Genomic DNA, 15,218 nt, shown 5'->3' on the forward strand with positions numbered 1-15,218 from the left:
TACCCACTTGCTTGACGACTACTGACAAACCATGCAACCCAACAATCACTTCGTAAAAATTGGGCGACTGGTTAAAACTAAAGGCCTCAAAGGAGCAATTAAAGCCTCTTTTGAGGTTTTCTTTTTAGATTATTTAGCCGACCAAACCGCTTTACCCCAGCATTTATACCTGCATATAAACAACCAATTTGTGCCTTATTTTGTAAAAACTATTCGCACCGAGTTTAGTTGCGAACTTGAGTTTGAAAATATTGCCACCAAAACCGCCGCCGAACCATTACAACACAAAGATATTTATTTTGAAAACGCCCCCCTCGAAGCCTATCTTCAAGATGAAAACGACCTGAACTATTTAATAGGCTACAAGGTTTTTGATGGCAATACCGAATTAGGCAAAATTGAAGACATTTATTATCTTCCGGAAAATGAACTGGCACAAGTAATTTATCAAAATCGCGAAGTGTTAATTCCACTTAACGACCATTTTATAACAAAAATAGACCGGAGGAGCAAGCGCATAAACTTTACACTTCCGGATGGATTATTAGCATTGTACCTGCAAACAACTCCGCATATTCCGGATGATTTGGACACCGAAACCTAAATTTTTTGTTCGTCAAAAAGCTAATTATGTAGATAATTTTGCCCGTATGTTTCAAGATTTTTCTTTATGCGGTTAATTTCCGTTAATTAATGGCAAAATCACTTCGACCTTCGTATTTTTGCAGCCAATTTACTTTATATCAAGATATTTTCATAGCATCATAAAAACAAACATGCTAAAAAATAAAATATAAGCGCCATGAAAAAAACAGTTTCCATTTTATTCTACTTTCTAACCGCCTTGTTTTTAACCCTTAATTTACAAGGTCAGGTTAAAGATGTAGTTGATTTTAAAGTTAAAACCGAATATTTGGGAAATAATGAGTTTTTAATAATTTTTGATGCCCAGGCACCGCAAGGTTGGTATTTGTATTCGCAAAATGTGCCCGATGGCGGCCCGAAGCCCACTTTTTTCGATTTTAGCGAAGCAAAAGATGTGCAATTAATTGGCAAAATAAGCGAAGAAGGCAAAGCCATTGAAGGCTTAGACCCCATGTTCGAAATTGTAGTAAAAAAATACAAAGAACATTGCACATTTAAGGCAAAAGTAAAAATTTTAAAGCCCGAAGTTAGTTTTGTAATTCCAATTGACGGCATGAGTTGCAATGACCGAGAGTGCGTGCCATTTAGAGATGAAGAAGTTGAACTAAAATTAGCCGCCAGCAAATCGGCAGATACCCCCCCCGACCCTATACTGAATACCAACAAACTAATAACACCACCCGCCAATAGTGGTAATTCCGGAGGTAATAACCCTACACCCACACAGCCCGGCACAAGCAACCCAATATCCGGAAATAATACTGCGAATATACCCGGTTCGGCAGCAAATCCATCAAACACAAACAACAACACTGCGGCGGCAACAACAACAACTACCACCGACTCAAATCCTGATTTGTTTGACAGCAATAATTTAGGAAATACCAATATACACAATCCGGTAACATGGACCTTTGAAAAACAAGATTTAGGTAATAACGAATGGCTACTTAAAATTAAAGCTAATTTACAACCCGGATGGTATATTTACTCGCAACACCTTGCCGCCGGCGGCCCCGAACCAACCGCTATTAACTTTACACCATCAAGCGACTATACCCTGCTTAGCCCCAAACCCGACGAAGTCGGCAGCAAAAAAGTAGAAGGCCACGACCCCATTTTTAATATGAAACTCACCAAATATGCCGGCGAGGTTGAATTTGTGCAAAAAGTGCGCGTTACCAACCCCAACGCCGCTATTTCGGGCACAGTTCATTTTATGGTTTGCGATGATGTAAAATGCCTGCCCCCCACAGACGAGACCTTTACCATAGGCACCACCCCAACAACAAACGCCGCCGCTAACCAAGGCGCAACAACATTAACCACAACATTGGGCAACAATAATACCAACAACCAACACCACTGGGGAATATTTCTTGCCGGCTTTGTAGGGGGCTTATTAGCGCTGCTTACTCCTTGCGTTTTTCCAATGGTGCCCGTTACCGTAAGTTTTTTTACCAAACAAAGCAAAACACGTAAAAAAGGCTTAACCAATGCCATTATCTACGCCTTAAGTATTATTGGAATTTATATTAGCTTGGGCATGTTGGTTACTATGTTGTTTGGTGCAACCGCCCTCAACGATTTAGCCACCAACCCATGGGTAAACATTGCCTTCTTTTTGGTATTTTTATTCTTTGCTTTTTCGTTTTTTGGTTTCTACGAAATTCAATTACCCGTATGGCTTACCAACAAGTCAGATGCCGCCGCTGATAAAGGCGGGCTTATTGGCATATTTTTTATGGCCTTAACCTTATCGCTCACTTCGTTTTCGTGCACAGGGCCAATTATTGGCACTTTGCTGGTACAAGCTGCGGCGGGCGGGTTGATTGGACCATTTTTAGGAATGGCTGGTTTTTCGTTGGCCTTGGCAGTACCGTTTGCTTTGTTTGCCGCCTTCCCCGGATGGTTAAACAGCCTGCCAAAATCGGGCGGGTGGTTAAACAGTGTAAAAGTGGTATTAGGATTTATTGAATTGGCCTTAGCCATAAAATTTTTATCGAACGCCGACTTAGTAAAACAATGGGGCTTGCTAAAACGCGAAGCTTTTTTAATTTCGTGGATTATTATTTGCTTAGGTATGGCTGCTTATTTGTTTGGCTTGATACGGTTTCCGCACGACAGCCGGATGAAAAAATTGGGCTTGGTGCGCGGCAGTTTGGGCATTTTAACCCTGGCATTTGCCGGATACCTAACCGCAGGCTTGTTTGGCAGTAAACTAACCATGATTAGTGGTTTTCCGCCCCCCGATTTTTATAGCTACTCTAAATTAGGCCACTGCCCCCACGATTTAAACTGTTTACACGATTACGACGATGCTTTAGCCTTGGCACAAAAAGAAAACAAACCCATTTTTGTAGATTTTACCGGATGGGCCTGCGTAAACTGCCGCAAAATGGAAGAAACAGTATGGCATCAACCCGGAATTATTGAAAAACTCAAAAACGACTACGTTGTTGTTTCCCTTTATGTGGATGAGCGACTTCCACTACTCGAAAATGATGTGTTTCAATATACCGACTCGAAAGGCCGGACAAAAACTGCCAAAACCGTTGGCGATAAATGGGCACAATTACAAATAGCTTGTTACAACAATAACGCCCAACCCTGGTACATTTTGCTCGACCCCAGCGAGCGCATGTTAAAACAACAGCCAATGGGCTACGACCCCGACCCCGAAGTGTTTAAAACTTATTTAGAAGGTGGACTTAGCAATTTTAAACAAAATACCTTTGAAGCGTTGCCAGTTTGCAAAAAAACAGCATCGGCAAATTAATTTTGCAAAACCTAAGCAATTTATTTGCTCGATTTAAAAAAATGCCGTACCTTTGCGCACAGTTTTAAAAAAACGGGTCAATTCCCTTTTAAAACATTAAATACACCAACAACCGGATGGTGCGGTAGCTCAGATGGTAGAGCAATGGACTGAAAATCCATGTGTCGGCGGTTCGATCCCGCCCCACACCACAAGATAACACGTAGAAACCCCCTGCAACAAAATTCGTTTGCAAGGGGTTTTTTGTTGTTTGTTGCGTTAGTTTTTCTTATCCGGAAATCGTCTGAGCTATGAAATTTCGGCAAGCTCAATTCAGCGTTTACGGGATTTTAGAAGGGGCAAGACGCCCCTTCACCTAAAAAATTTACCACACCACCATTTTAACCCCTTCTATCTCCGGATGGTTTTGAAGACGGCAGTAGTAGATGCCGGATATTAAATTGGCGGTGCTAAAAGTGGTGGTTTCTCCTCCGGATGACAAAGGAACGGTTTTTACTAACCGCCCCTGGGTGTTAAAAATCTCAAGGGCTTCGCCTTGTTTTATTAAATGGGTGTAGTTGGGGTTGAGGGTTAGGGTAGCGGTTTGGTGGGCGGGGTTGAGGGTTACTCCCCCTAACGCCCTCAAAAAGGGGGAATTAGCACCCCACTGTTGGGGCGGTGGGGAAATGGCGGTGTATATTTGCAAATTTTCGTTGCAGTTTAAATAATCGTCTATACAACCATCGGCAGAGAGTTTTACCAACCACGTTTCGCTTCCAAGCCCCAGTTTTGGGGTAATATCTCCAGCAGCATATATACTGCCATCGGGGGCCTCGATGATGCTATACAACTCATTTTCGCTTGCTTTACCTACATCATAAATATAATGTTCCCATACCAATTCTAAATTTGGCGTTACCCTATAAATCCACCCACCATAAGTAAATTCCTTTGGTTGATTGGGGTATTGAAATAGTGCAACACGACCGGTACATATAATATCGCCATTAGCGCATAGGGCAATATCCAATATCATAGATGTCGCCAAAATAATCGCCTACTATGGCTGTTTTTATCGTATCGCCCTTTTCGGGTTCAATTTTAAACAAGCCACTTGTATAAGGGCCATTTATTAAAAATGCCTTGTTACGCGCACCTACTATTAATATATTGCCATCGGCTAAGGCAATCATATCGTTGAAGTAATTTATTGGTGGTCCAATTATTTTCTCATAAAACCGCGTCCATAGTTCTTTACCATTTTTATCTACTTTAATTAGGCCATGGTAGCCATCGTCATTCCAAGGGTTAGGTAGTTTCCAACCCATAAACGACACCATAAAACTGCTATCGGGCAATTGAATTGTTGACATTGGGTTAGAAAATGAAATATGTTTAGTGCCAACCAAGGTGTCCCATAAAGTATTGCCCAAACTATCGGTTTTTATTAGCCAAATACTGTTAAAACCATCTCCTGCACTTTTATTAGTCGTTATTAATATTCCGTCGTCAAGGGTGGGTATAATGTTGTAGGTATAATTATTATAGGTGGTGTCTATTAGGGTCTTTGTCCATAAAGTATCGCCAGTTTGGGCATCGGCACATACAATCCAAACATCTAAACTATGGGGGTAGGGACATTGGGTGGTAATATACAGTTTGCCATTTTTTTCAAAATAGTCGGATAATAAGGGATCAAGTTCAGGACTATAATATTTGCTCCAAATTTTATTTCCATCAAAATCGGTTTTTAATAGCCCAAAAGTGCCGTCCCAACCTTTATCTAACTGGCATCCCAACAGCAAGCCATCAGGCTGTATTGTTATTATTCTTGCGAAATCTGTGTAGTTTTCGAAGGCATCAATTACTTTAGAGTAGCCAATTTGCGCATTTACATTAGTGGTTGCTAAAAAGTATATAATAGTCAAAAAAATGTTCTTTGTATTCATAAAATATTGTAGTGTAAAATAGCTCATAGCCTTAAATAGTTGTAGTCTAAGCAGGTGAGTAAAAAAAAGTCTTGAAATGTGATTTATTTTGACTATGCGATTGGCTTGATTATTTCTTTTTATTCCGGAAAATTAGTCTGAACCACTAATTTATAGGATTAACGGATTGCCATGATTTTGCACTTTCCCCTCCTCGGAGGGGCGCAGGGGTGGGTTAATCTTCCGAAGAGGGGGGAGGTGGGGCAAATACAAGGCGGTAAGCTACGCTTAGTATTTACCCCAGCACTTGCTTAAAGCGCGGGAGGTGCCGGTGCGGGGCGAAGTGTTAAAAATCATAGCAAATGGTGGTTATATGGTTAAATATAGCGGCAATTTACGGCATTTATTTAACTTGTATGCGTTGAGTAAAAAAATTCGTCTTGAAGTTTGATTTATAAGAATAAATAGTGGGCAGAATTTTGTTTGCCGTTGCTTTTTATCCGGATAACTCATTTTCTTGTACATTTAAACCAAACACAAGCAAGAGGTGTTTGTATAACATGCTTAACTCAACAATAAATGGTCAAATCTACGTTTGTTTTTAAATATTAAAATAATATATATTTCGGCATGATGCAAACCATAAAATATCAAATTGCACCTCAAAAAAAAGCCATTCAAAAAAATCATGCTCAAAACCAAATCCTTAACTATAGCGCTGCATTTTTTACTGCTGTTTTTGCTTTTAATTTTACTTCCGGCTTACCCGAATATTTTATGGGCGCAAACCCAAATTAAAGGCATAATTACAAACCAAAACAACGAGGTACTGCCTTATGCAACCATCTACCTCAAAAATACCACTACCGGCACAACAAGCAATGCCAACGGCCAATTTGAAATAACCATACCAAATGGCCATCATATTTTAGCAGTGCAATTTATTGGCTACCAAAAATACGAAACACCCATTAACGCAACCGGCCAAACACAAAACTTTAATATTGTTCTAACCGAAAACAATTACCAGCTTAACGAAGTAATTATTACCCCCGGAAAAGAAGACCCGGCTTACCAAATCATCCGGAATTGCCAAGCCCAACGCCGTTTTTATTTGAAACAAATTACCCGCTATTTATGCCGGGTTTACTCCAAAGGACATTACAAATTACTCGACGCACCCGACAAAATATTTGGCAAACCTATAAATTGGAGCGAAATTGGCTTAGATACATCCGGAACCGGCACCATTTATTTAAGCGAAACCCTAAGCGATTTATACGTCGAACCGCCAAACGATTTCCGCGAAGTGCTATTGTCATCAAAAATTAGCGGCGACAACCAAGGCGTTAGCTTTAACCGCGCCCAAATGCTTAATATAAATTTTTACGAAAATTTAGTTGATGCTGGGGGTATTGCCCAACGCGGATTAATATCGCCAATTGCCAACAACGCCCTTTTTTATTACCATTACAAATTAGAAGGCATGACCATTGAGGACAGCCGATTTATTTACAAAATTGCCGTTTTGCCCAAACGCGCACACGACCCCGTTTTTAGTGGCCATATTTTTATACAAGACGATACTTGGCGAATACACAGCTTGAATTTACATCTAAGCAAGGGAAACCCAAATTTATCTATTGCCGATTCGCTGGCAATTTCGCAGACTTACGCGCCCGTAAACGATACTACTTGGGTAATGCTTAACCAGCGTTTCGATTTTTCGGCCAAAGTATTAATATTTCGATTTGGTGGTTTTCAGCTTAACAATTACAGCAATTACAACGTAAACCCAACAAAAAATGCACTTAAATTAGCACCTAACGAAATAACTCGCATTGCCCCAGATGTAGTAAAAAACGACTCGGTTTATTGGCAAAAAATACGCCCAATTCCACTAACCCAAGATGAAACTGTTGATTACCGCCGGAAAGAAACCATTCGTTTGCACCACGAGTCGGCAGCCTATAAAGACTCGGTTGACAAGGTCGTTAATAAACTTGGTTTAAATACCTTATTGCTCGGATTTAGTCACCAAAACAGCAAAAAAGGTGTGTTAATGAACACAAGTCCGCCACTTTTGTGGTTTGAACACAACACAATTGAAGGGATGCGCTTGCTTTGCGATTTAGGTTTCCGGAAAAATTTGCCCGCCAACAAAAAACTCCTGTTTAAAACAAGTTTGCGGTACGGAATAGCCAATAAACACTTCAATCCTCATTTTACTGCAATATACGCCGGAAATAGCCTAACGAATGAACGCATTAAAATTGGATTTGGCCGTACTGTAAAACAATGGGATGCCAAAAACCCGATTTCGGAAACAACAAATACCATCTATACTTTAATCTATAAATTAAATTATTTACGACTGTATGAAGCAAAAGAAATAACAATAAACTACCAGCGCGAAATATTAAACGGTTTAACAGCTAACCTAACTACGGGCTGGTATAACCGCCTGCCTATTAATAACAGCAGTAATTTTAGCTGGCGACCCGCTTTGTTGCGCGAATTTACGGCCAATACGCCCCCACTGCCTTTTAACCCACACAAAGCCATCATAACACAATTTGAGTTAAAATACTGGCCTAAACAAAAATACGAACGGCTGCCCAACGAAAAACGCATTTACGGCAGCAACTGGCCCATGTTTGTGCTTACCTATATCAACGGAAGGCAAGGCAGCAAAAACGATAAAGTTAATTTCGATAAATTACAACTAAAAATAACTCAAAACCTTAATATGGGTTTGCTTGGAAAAGCAGATTACCAAATTATTGCCGGATTTTTCCCCAATAAAAAATACCTGCCCTTTGTTGATTACGAATTTATAAACGGAAACGAATTTCTATTGCCGCAAAGTAGCAATTTGCAGTTCCAACTGATAGATTTATATAGCTACTACACCAGCACACCTTATTTTAAAGTGCTTTACGAACATCATTTTGATGTGTTTTTTACCAATAAAATACCTTATGTTAGGAAACTTAAACTAAAAAATGTTGCCGGATGTAGGGCTTTTCATTATAATGGCAATATCTATTATGCCGAAGCTTTTGTTGGCTTTGAAAATATTTTAAACTTTTTTAGGGTTGATTACGTTTTTAGCCTAACAAAGCCTTTTCCGGATAATAGTTTCCAGCTAAGTTTTTCGTTGCCTGTTGGCATTAACGCAAGTGCCGAATAGCTCTTTACCGTATCTGCTTTCCACTACAAAAAATTTTAAAAAATTGCCTAACTTTGTAGCCCCATCGTTTGTGAGCAATAATTTTTTTCAACCTCACAGCAACTATATATTATAATTCAATTTTAATTAATGATTTTACCTATTGTGGCGTATGGCCACCCTGCCTTGCGCAAAGTTTGTACCGATATTAAACCCGATTTCCCGAATTTACAACCATTTATAGCCGACCTGTTTGAAACCATGTACAACGCACACGGCGTTGGTTTGGCCTCGCCACAAGTTGGCTTTACCATCCGGATTTTTATTGTTGACACCTTACAACTTTTCGATAAAAAAAACGAAGACGACGAAGAGCGAAACGAACGCCTAAGCCCCGACGAAGCCATCAGAAAAGTATTTATTAATGCCAAAATAACAAATACGCAAGGCCAACCTTGGGCTTATAGCGAGGGCTGCCTTAGTATTCCAACCATCAACGAAAACGTAACCCGCCCCGAGCAATTAACCATCCAATACTACGATGAAAACTTTAATTTTCATGAAGAGACCTATACAGGCTTTAATGCGCGTGTAATCTTTCATGAGTACGACCATATTGAAGGAAAACTTTTTACCGATTTTATTTCGCCTTTCAGAAAACAAATAATTAAGAAAAAATTAGACCGCATTTCGCGCGGAGACGTTCCAACACCTTACCGGATGAAGTACAACCAAACCCGTTAGCATAGTAATTTTATACTTTTTCCGGATATTTTTTTGCATGGCAACAACAAGTTTTACAAAAAAAGTGTACCTTTGCACTCTATTTGCAATAACAGGAAGTTATTCTAAATATCAACAATAATATTATAAATTATAGTATATTATTTTCGTATGTCTGACATGATTCAAACCTTAACCGCTGAGTTAGTTCCAGCCGTTTCTCACCCAAATTTTAAATCGGGCGACAATGTAACTGTTTACTACAAAATCCGCGAGGGAAGCAAAGAGCGCATACAAATGTTTCGCGGCAACGTTATACAAATAAGTGGCGGCGAAAACAATCCAAATCGCACTTTTACCGTACGCAAAGTTTCGGATGGCATAGGTGTTGAGCGGGTGTTTCCACTAAACTCGCCCTCTATTGATAAAATTGAAGTAAACAAATTTGGTAAAGTGCGCCGCGCACGTTTGTTTTACCTGCGCGAACAATTTGGCAAATCAGCTCGTATTAAAGAAAGACGTATTGCCAAACACGCAAATTAATTGTTTAAATTGCTGTTTATTGCGTCAAATTTAACTTATTAATTGGTATCGTTTGTTGCTGGGCTTAGTTTTTTACACCCACCTTTAGCGCTACTATCATCTGTCCAATAAATATTTAAAGCGCTGTGCATTTGGTAACCTCCTTTTGTGCAGCGCTTTGTTTTGTTATATTAGTATATTCATATTATTTTTTCATTCAATAGTTTATGTCGCAACAAGATATTATCAGCAATTTTCAAGCCCAAATAGCTGCTGGCTATCAGTTTTCGGGAGCCTATATTAATATGGGTATTGCCCTGTTAAATGGTCAGGTTGTGCCAAACAGTATCATTAAAGCCCCGCTTAAAAATTTTAATCGGCACGGCTTAATTGCGGGTGCTACCGGCACCGGAAAAACCAAAACCTTGCAACTAATTGCCGAAGGACTGTCGGCAAACGGCGTAGCCGTACTTTGCATGGATATTAAAGGTGACCTAAGCGGTATAGCCCAGCCCGGATCCCCTAACCCCAAAATTGCCGACCGCCACCAAAAAATAGGTATCGAGTGGCAATCCACACAATATCCGGTTGAGTTATTAACTTTGTCGAACCAAAAAGGCACCCGCCTGCGCGCTACACTGTTGGAATTTGGACCTGTTCTGTTTTCAAAAATTCTTGATTTAAACGAAACACAAACCAGCGTTGTAGCTGTTATTTTTAAATATTGCGACGACAATAACCTGCCGCTGCTTGACCTTAACGACTTTAAAAAAGTATTGCAGTTTGCCACCAACGAAGGCAAAGACGAATTTACAAATTTATATGGCAATATCGCCATAACCTCGTCGGGGTCTATATTGCGCAAAATTGTAGAAATTGAACAACAAAGCGCCGACCTGTTTTTAGGAGAACCCTCATTTGACGTAAAAGACTTGTTGCGCCGCGATGAATCCGGAAAAGGTTATATTTCTATAGTCCGTTTAACCGATATTCAAGACCGCCCCAAACTTTTCTCGACTTTTATGCTCAGTTTATTATCTGAAATTTACCAAACTTTTCCGGAAGCCGGCGACCTGCCCAAACCAAAATTGGTAATTTTTATTGACGAAGCACATTTGGTATTTAACGAAGCATCGCAGGCATTATTAGACCAAATTGAAACGATAGTAAAACTGATACGCTCAAAAGGGGTTGGCTTGTTTTTTTGTACCCAAAACCCACAAGATGTGCCTAATGCCGTGCTTGGGCAATTAGGTATGAAAGTGCAACATGCCTTGCGCGCTTTTACCGCCAAAGACCGCAAAGATATTAAACTTACCGCCGAAAACTACCCTCTATCTGATTTTTATGATACCGACGAGGTAATTACGAATCTGGGTATTGGAGAAGCCCTTTTTACTGCCTTAGACGACAAAGGCCGACCCACCCCCTTAGCCGCCGTGTTAATGTGCGCCCCGGCCAGCCGGATGGATGTATTGACCGAAAACGAAATTGACGATTTGGTGTGCGCCTCAGAAATTGCAGCCGATTACAACAAAGACATTGACCGCGAAAGTGCTTACGAAATTTTAAGTAAACGCATTGCACAAGGTCAAGAGGTTAATGAAGAAGAGGAAACCTCAAATAGTAGTAAAACCGAGAAAGACGAACCCGGATGGTTTGAAAAACTAACCAAAAATACCATGGTAAGGCAGGTTGGCCGCACTGTTGGCCGCGAACTTACCCGCGGATTGCTGGGGGTATTGGGCATTGGTGGCCGCAAAACCACCTCAAGCAAAAAACGAAGCAGTTGGTTTTAATTACTTAACAATTTTCTGCTAAAAATAAAAAAACACCATCACCCCCACCCTTATCAATTAGCTCAAATACCGCCCACCCTAATTATTTTCTTTACGCTTCTCTTTGTTTGTTGTTGTGCGATTAAAAACCCTCGAAATTAAAGGCTTCAAAAGCTTTGCCGACCAAACTGTTATTCATTTTAACGACGCCCTAACCGGCATTGTAGGCCCTAATGGCTGCGGTAAATCAAATACCGTTGATGCCATTCGTTGGGTACTTGGCGAGCAACGCAGCAAGGCTCTGCGCCTTGAAAAAATGGATAATATTATTTTTAATGGCACTAAAAAACGAAAATCGTCGGGGCGGGCCGAAGTAGCGCTAACCTTCGAAAATACCCGCAACCTGCTGCCAACCGAGTTTAGCAATGTTACCGTTAGCCGTATTTTATACCGAACCGGAGAAAGTGAGTACCGATTAAATGACGTCAAATGCCGACTGAAAGACATCTATAACTTATTTATGGATACCGGAATTAGTAGCGACTCATATGCTATTATTGAGCTTAAAATGATTGATGAATTGCTTAATGATAACGACGACTCGCGCCGCCGCCTTTTTGAACAAGCCGCCGGCATTAGCAAATACAAAATCCGGAAAAAAGAAACCTTATCGAAATTAGAAAGTACCGATGCCGACCTTCAGCGCGTAGAAGACCTGCTACACGAAATAGAAACCAACCTCAAAACCTTAGAACGCCAAGCCAAACGAACCGAAAAATATTATCAGCTAAAAGAAGATTACAAAACAACAAGTATTGCCCTAACTTTATACCAATTAGCCGATTTTAAACAGGTGCATCAAACAAACGATGCCAATTTAAAACAAGAAAACGACCGAAAAATTGCCATCGAAGCCCAAATGGCTACCCTTGAAGCCCAAATTGAAGAACAAAAAAATACTGCACTTACACACGAACAAGAACTGGCACTAATACAAAAACAACTTAACGACCATTTGCAAATTGTTAACAAAGCCGAAAACGATAAAAGTTTACTAACGCAAAATACCCGTTTTCTGCGCGAAAAACGCGAGCAATTAACCCGGCAAATTGAAACAACAAATACGTTGAGGCAAAACCTTCAAAAAGAAGTGGATATTTTGCACCACGACCAAACCGGTGAAACAGCTATTTTAGAAAAAACAACCCAATTGCTAAACGAGCTTAAAGCCATTGCCAATACAAAACGCACCGCACTTGAGCCACTTCGAAACCAGCTAAACCGATTGCAGGCAGTACTGCGCGATACCGAACGCCAGATTTTTGACACCGAAAAGCAAATTGCCGTTAAAACTTCTCAAAAAGAGACCTATTCGACAGAAATAAATACAAACCGGATTAAATTTCAATCGCAACAAAGCGAATTAGACGATTTTATTGCCCAACGCAACAAAACACAAAACGAATTAACCCATGCCAGCGAAATATTGCAAGCCGAACTTGCTGAAGAAACAACCATACAGCAGGCAATTAGCATAGCACAACAGCAAATTGACCAAATTGCCAATGCGCTTAACCACGAACAACGACAACTTGATGCCAAACGAAACGAGTATAAACTAACTAAAAGTTTGGTCGAAAGTTTAGAAGGTTTTCCGGACTCGATAGTGTATTTGCAAAAAAATAAAAACTGGCAACCCGCACCATTATTGCTCGACACTTTCTCGTGCCCCGACCAATATAAGGCAGCCCTCGAAAATGTGCTGAAACCCTGGTTAAACTACTATGTGGTAAACGATATTAACGAGGCGATGCAGGCTATTAAACTGTTAGATACCGCCCAAAAAGGCAAAGCTGGATTTTTTGTTTTGAATCATGCCAACAATACTGCAGCAAAACAAAATCCGGATAAAAAACAACATGAAAAACCACATCCCGAAGCCATTTATGCTTTAGACCTCGTGCAAACCGCCGACCAATACCTGCCTCTGTTTACACAATTATTAAACAATGTATTTATTGTAAGCAATACCGCCGCATTTGAGCAATTAAGTCCTAAAAATCAAACGATAGTAACCCCAGACGGAAGGCTGATAGCACAAGGAACGAGTATATTGGGTGGCTCGGCAGGTGCTTACGAGGGCAAACGTATAGGCAAAGCCCGGCACCTTGAGCAATTAAACAAAGAAATTACAAAACTTGAAACAACAGCTACCGCCCTAACCACCCAACGCCAGCAGCAACAAACCAACCTGACAGCTTTAAACACAAACCTTAAAAATAAACAGCAACTCGTTCAGCACCATAGAACCGAAGCCAACAAACTGCAAAATTTATTGGGGCAATTTAATTTTAGAATTGAGAATGCCAACTTATTTTTACAAGAAAGCGAAACAAAACAACAAGCATTAAAAATCCGGATAGCAGAAACTGGTGCCGAAATTTCCCAGCTACAAGAAACCTTGCAGGATTTGGTGTACGATAAAGGAACACATATATCCGGATTAGCCGCGCTACAAACAAATTTTTCGCAGGCCGAAACAGAAGCAACGGAGGCCTCGGCAGACTATAACCAACAAAATATTGAGTTTCATAAACAGCAAAACCGTTTAAATAGTATTACACAAAACCTGCAATTTAAAACCCAACAACTCGCCGAACTTAAACAGCAATTAACAACCGCAACCAGCGACACCACAACAACTGCCAACCAACTACTTGCCGACGAACAACAACTTAGCCAATATGATGCATCTTTGGCAAACCTTTACCAACAAAAAAATACACTTGAAAACCAAGTAACAAAAGCCGAAACAGCTTATTTTGATCTGCGAGGCAATATAGCAGAATTAGAAAAAACTGAACGCGAACTTCAAAAACGCAAAGAGCAAAGCGAAGTTTTAATAAACGCCCAAAAAGACCGCTCGAACGAGTTGCGAATTAAATTATTGTCGTTAAAAGAACGGTTGAGCCTTGCCTTCAAAGTTAATTTAGACGATTTATTAGAGCAAGAGCCGAACTTAGACTTAGACCGCACTACCCTTGAAGAAGAAGTTAGCAAACAAGCCAAACGCATTGAAAACTACGGCGAAATTAACCCCTTAGCCATCGAGGCTTATAACGAAATTAAAGAAAGATATGATTTTATAGTTACGCAGCGCGATGATTTATTGGCAGCAAAAAACTCGTTGCTGGCAACTATTAAAGAGATAGAAGATACCGCAACCGAAAAATTTATGGCCGCCTTTAACGCAGTTAGGCAAAATTTTCAATATGTTTTCAGGTCGTTGTTTACCCACGAAGACCAATGTGACCTAACCTTACTTGAGCCTAATAACCCCTTAGACTCGCCTATTGAAATAATGGCAAAACCTAAAGGCAAGCGACCACAAAGCATCAACCAACTTTCGGGGGGCGAAAAATCATTGACAGCTTTGGCCTTGGTATTTTCGTTGTATTTGTTAAAACCTGCGCCTTTTTGTATATTAGATGAGGTAGATGCCCCCTTAGATGATAATAATGTAGGCAAATTTACTAAAATTATACGCGAATTTGCCGACAAATCGCAGTTTATTATTGTAACACATAATAAAAACACTATGGCAAGTGTTGATATTATTTACGGTGTTACGATGCAAGAAGAAGGCGTTAGCAAAGTGGTAGCCGTTGATTTTAGAGAGTTGGCAGCTTAAA

General features: G+C 40.2%; 9 protein-coding genes and 1 tRNA gene. 8 read left to right on the forward strand and 2 right to left on the reverse strand.

Annotated elements, in window-relative coordinates:
* Positions 1-31: 31 nt before the first annotated feature.
* The 3 genes from rimM to IPI59_13675 all read left to right on the forward strand — a co-directional run bounded on the left by rimM (position 32) and on the right by IPI59_13675 (position 3,615).
* Positions 32-604, forward strand: coding sequence for a 16S rRNA processing protein RimM (gene rimM / locus IPI59_13665; GenBank protein ID MBK7528564.1), 573 nt, complete (start codon positions 32-34; stop codon positions 602-604).
* Positions 605-1,198: 594 nt separating this feature from the next.
* Positions 1,199-3,424, forward strand: a complete 2,226-nt coding sequence (locus IPI59_13670) for a thioredoxin family protein (GenBank protein ID MBK7528565.1) — start codon at positions 1,199-1,201, stop codon at positions 3,422-3,424.
* 118 nt (positions 3,425-3,542) lie between these two features.
* A tRNA-Phe gene (locus IPI59_13675) sits at positions 3,543-3,615 on the forward strand.
* Positions 3,616-3,788: 173 nt separating this feature from the next.
* Here the strand turns inward: IPI59_13675 and IPI59_13680 are convergent.
* On the reverse strand, positions 3,789-4,439 hold the full coding sequence (locus IPI59_13680) for a T9SS type A sorting domain-containing protein (GenBank protein MBK7528566.1): 651 nt from the start codon (positions 4,437-4,439) through the stop codon (positions 3,789-3,791).
* Positions 4,411-5,352, reverse strand: a complete 942-nt coding sequence (locus tag IPI59_13685; GenBank protein ID MBK7528567.1) for a hypothetical protein — start codon at positions 5,350-5,352, stop codon at positions 4,411-4,413. The genes IPI59_13680 and IPI59_13685 overlap by 29 nt, the downstream gene beginning before the upstream one ends.
* Positions 5,353-6,019: 667 nt before the next feature.
* Here IPI59_13685 and IPI59_13690 point away from each other — a divergent pair.
* The 5 genes from IPI59_13690 (at position 6,020) to smc (ending at position 15,217) form a co-directional block, all read left to right on the forward strand.
* Entirely contained in the window at positions 6,020-8,524 is a 2,505-nt protein-coding gene (locus IPI59_13690; protein MBK7528568.1) for a carboxypeptidase-like regulatory domain-containing protein, read from the forward strand.
* Between the two features lie 129 nt (positions 8,525-8,653).
* A complete protein-coding gene (gene def / locus IPI59_13695; GenBank protein ID MBK7528569.1) occupies positions 8,654-9,247 on the forward strand; it encodes a peptide deformylase in 594 nt (197 codons plus the stop codon).
* 150 nt (positions 9,248-9,397) lie between these two features.
* On the forward strand, positions 9,398-9,769 hold the full coding sequence (rplS, locus tag IPI59_13700; GenBank protein MBK7528570.1) for a 50S ribosomal protein L19: 372 nt from the start codon (positions 9,398-9,400) through the stop codon (positions 9,767-9,769).
* Positions 9,770-9,975: 206 nt separating this feature from the next.
* A complete protein-coding gene (locus IPI59_13705; protein ID MBK7528571.1) occupies positions 9,976-11,547 on the forward strand; it encodes a DUF853 family protein in 1,572 nt (523 codons plus the stop codon).
* 115 nt (positions 11,548-11,662) lie between these two features.
* Positions 11,663-15,217: a chromosome segregation protein SMC gene (gene smc, locus IPI59_13710; GenBank protein ID MBK7528572.1), complete on the forward strand. Its 3,555-nt coding sequence runs from the start codon at positions 11,663-11,665 to the stop codon at positions 15,215-15,217.
* Position 15,218: the final 1 nt, after the last annotated feature.

The sequence above is a fragment of the Sphingobacteriales bacterium genome (genome assembly GCA_016706405.1).
Lineage (GTDB): Bacteria > Bacteroidota > Bacteroidia > Chitinophagales > UBA2359 > BJ6.

What these genes read in the sequence shown, in the direction of transcription:
- rimM (MBK7528564.1), top strand. Translation starts at nt 32, where the DNA reads ATGCAACCCAACAATCACTTCGTAAAAATTGGGCGACTGGTTAAAACT.
- IPI59_13670 (MBK7528565.1), top strand. Translation starts at nt 1,199, where the DNA reads ATGAGTTGCAATGACCGAGAGTGCGTGCCATTTAGAGATGAAGAAGTT.
- IPI59_13680 (MBK7528566.1), bottom strand. Translation starts at nt 4,439, where the DNA reads ATGATATTGGATATTGCCCTATGCGCTAATGGCGATATTATATGTACC.
- IPI59_13685 (MBK7528567.1), bottom strand. Translation starts at nt 5,352, where the DNA reads ATGAATACAAAGAACATTTTTTTGACTATTATATACTTTTTAGCAACC.
- IPI59_13690 (MBK7528568.1), top strand. Translation starts at nt 6,020, where the DNA reads ATGCTCAAAACCAAATCCTTAACTATAGCGCTGCATTTTTTACTGCTG.
- def (MBK7528569.1), top strand. Translation starts at nt 8,654, where the DNA reads ATGATTTTACCTATTGTGGCGTATGGCCACCCTGCCTTGCGCAAAGTT.
- rplS (MBK7528570.1), top strand. Translation starts at nt 9,398, where the DNA reads ATGTCTGACATGATTCAAACCTTAACCGCTGAGTTAGTTCCAGCCGTT.
- IPI59_13705 (MBK7528571.1), top strand. Translation starts at nt 9,976, where the DNA reads ATGTCGCAACAAGATATTATCAGCAATTTTCAAGCCCAAATAGCTGCT.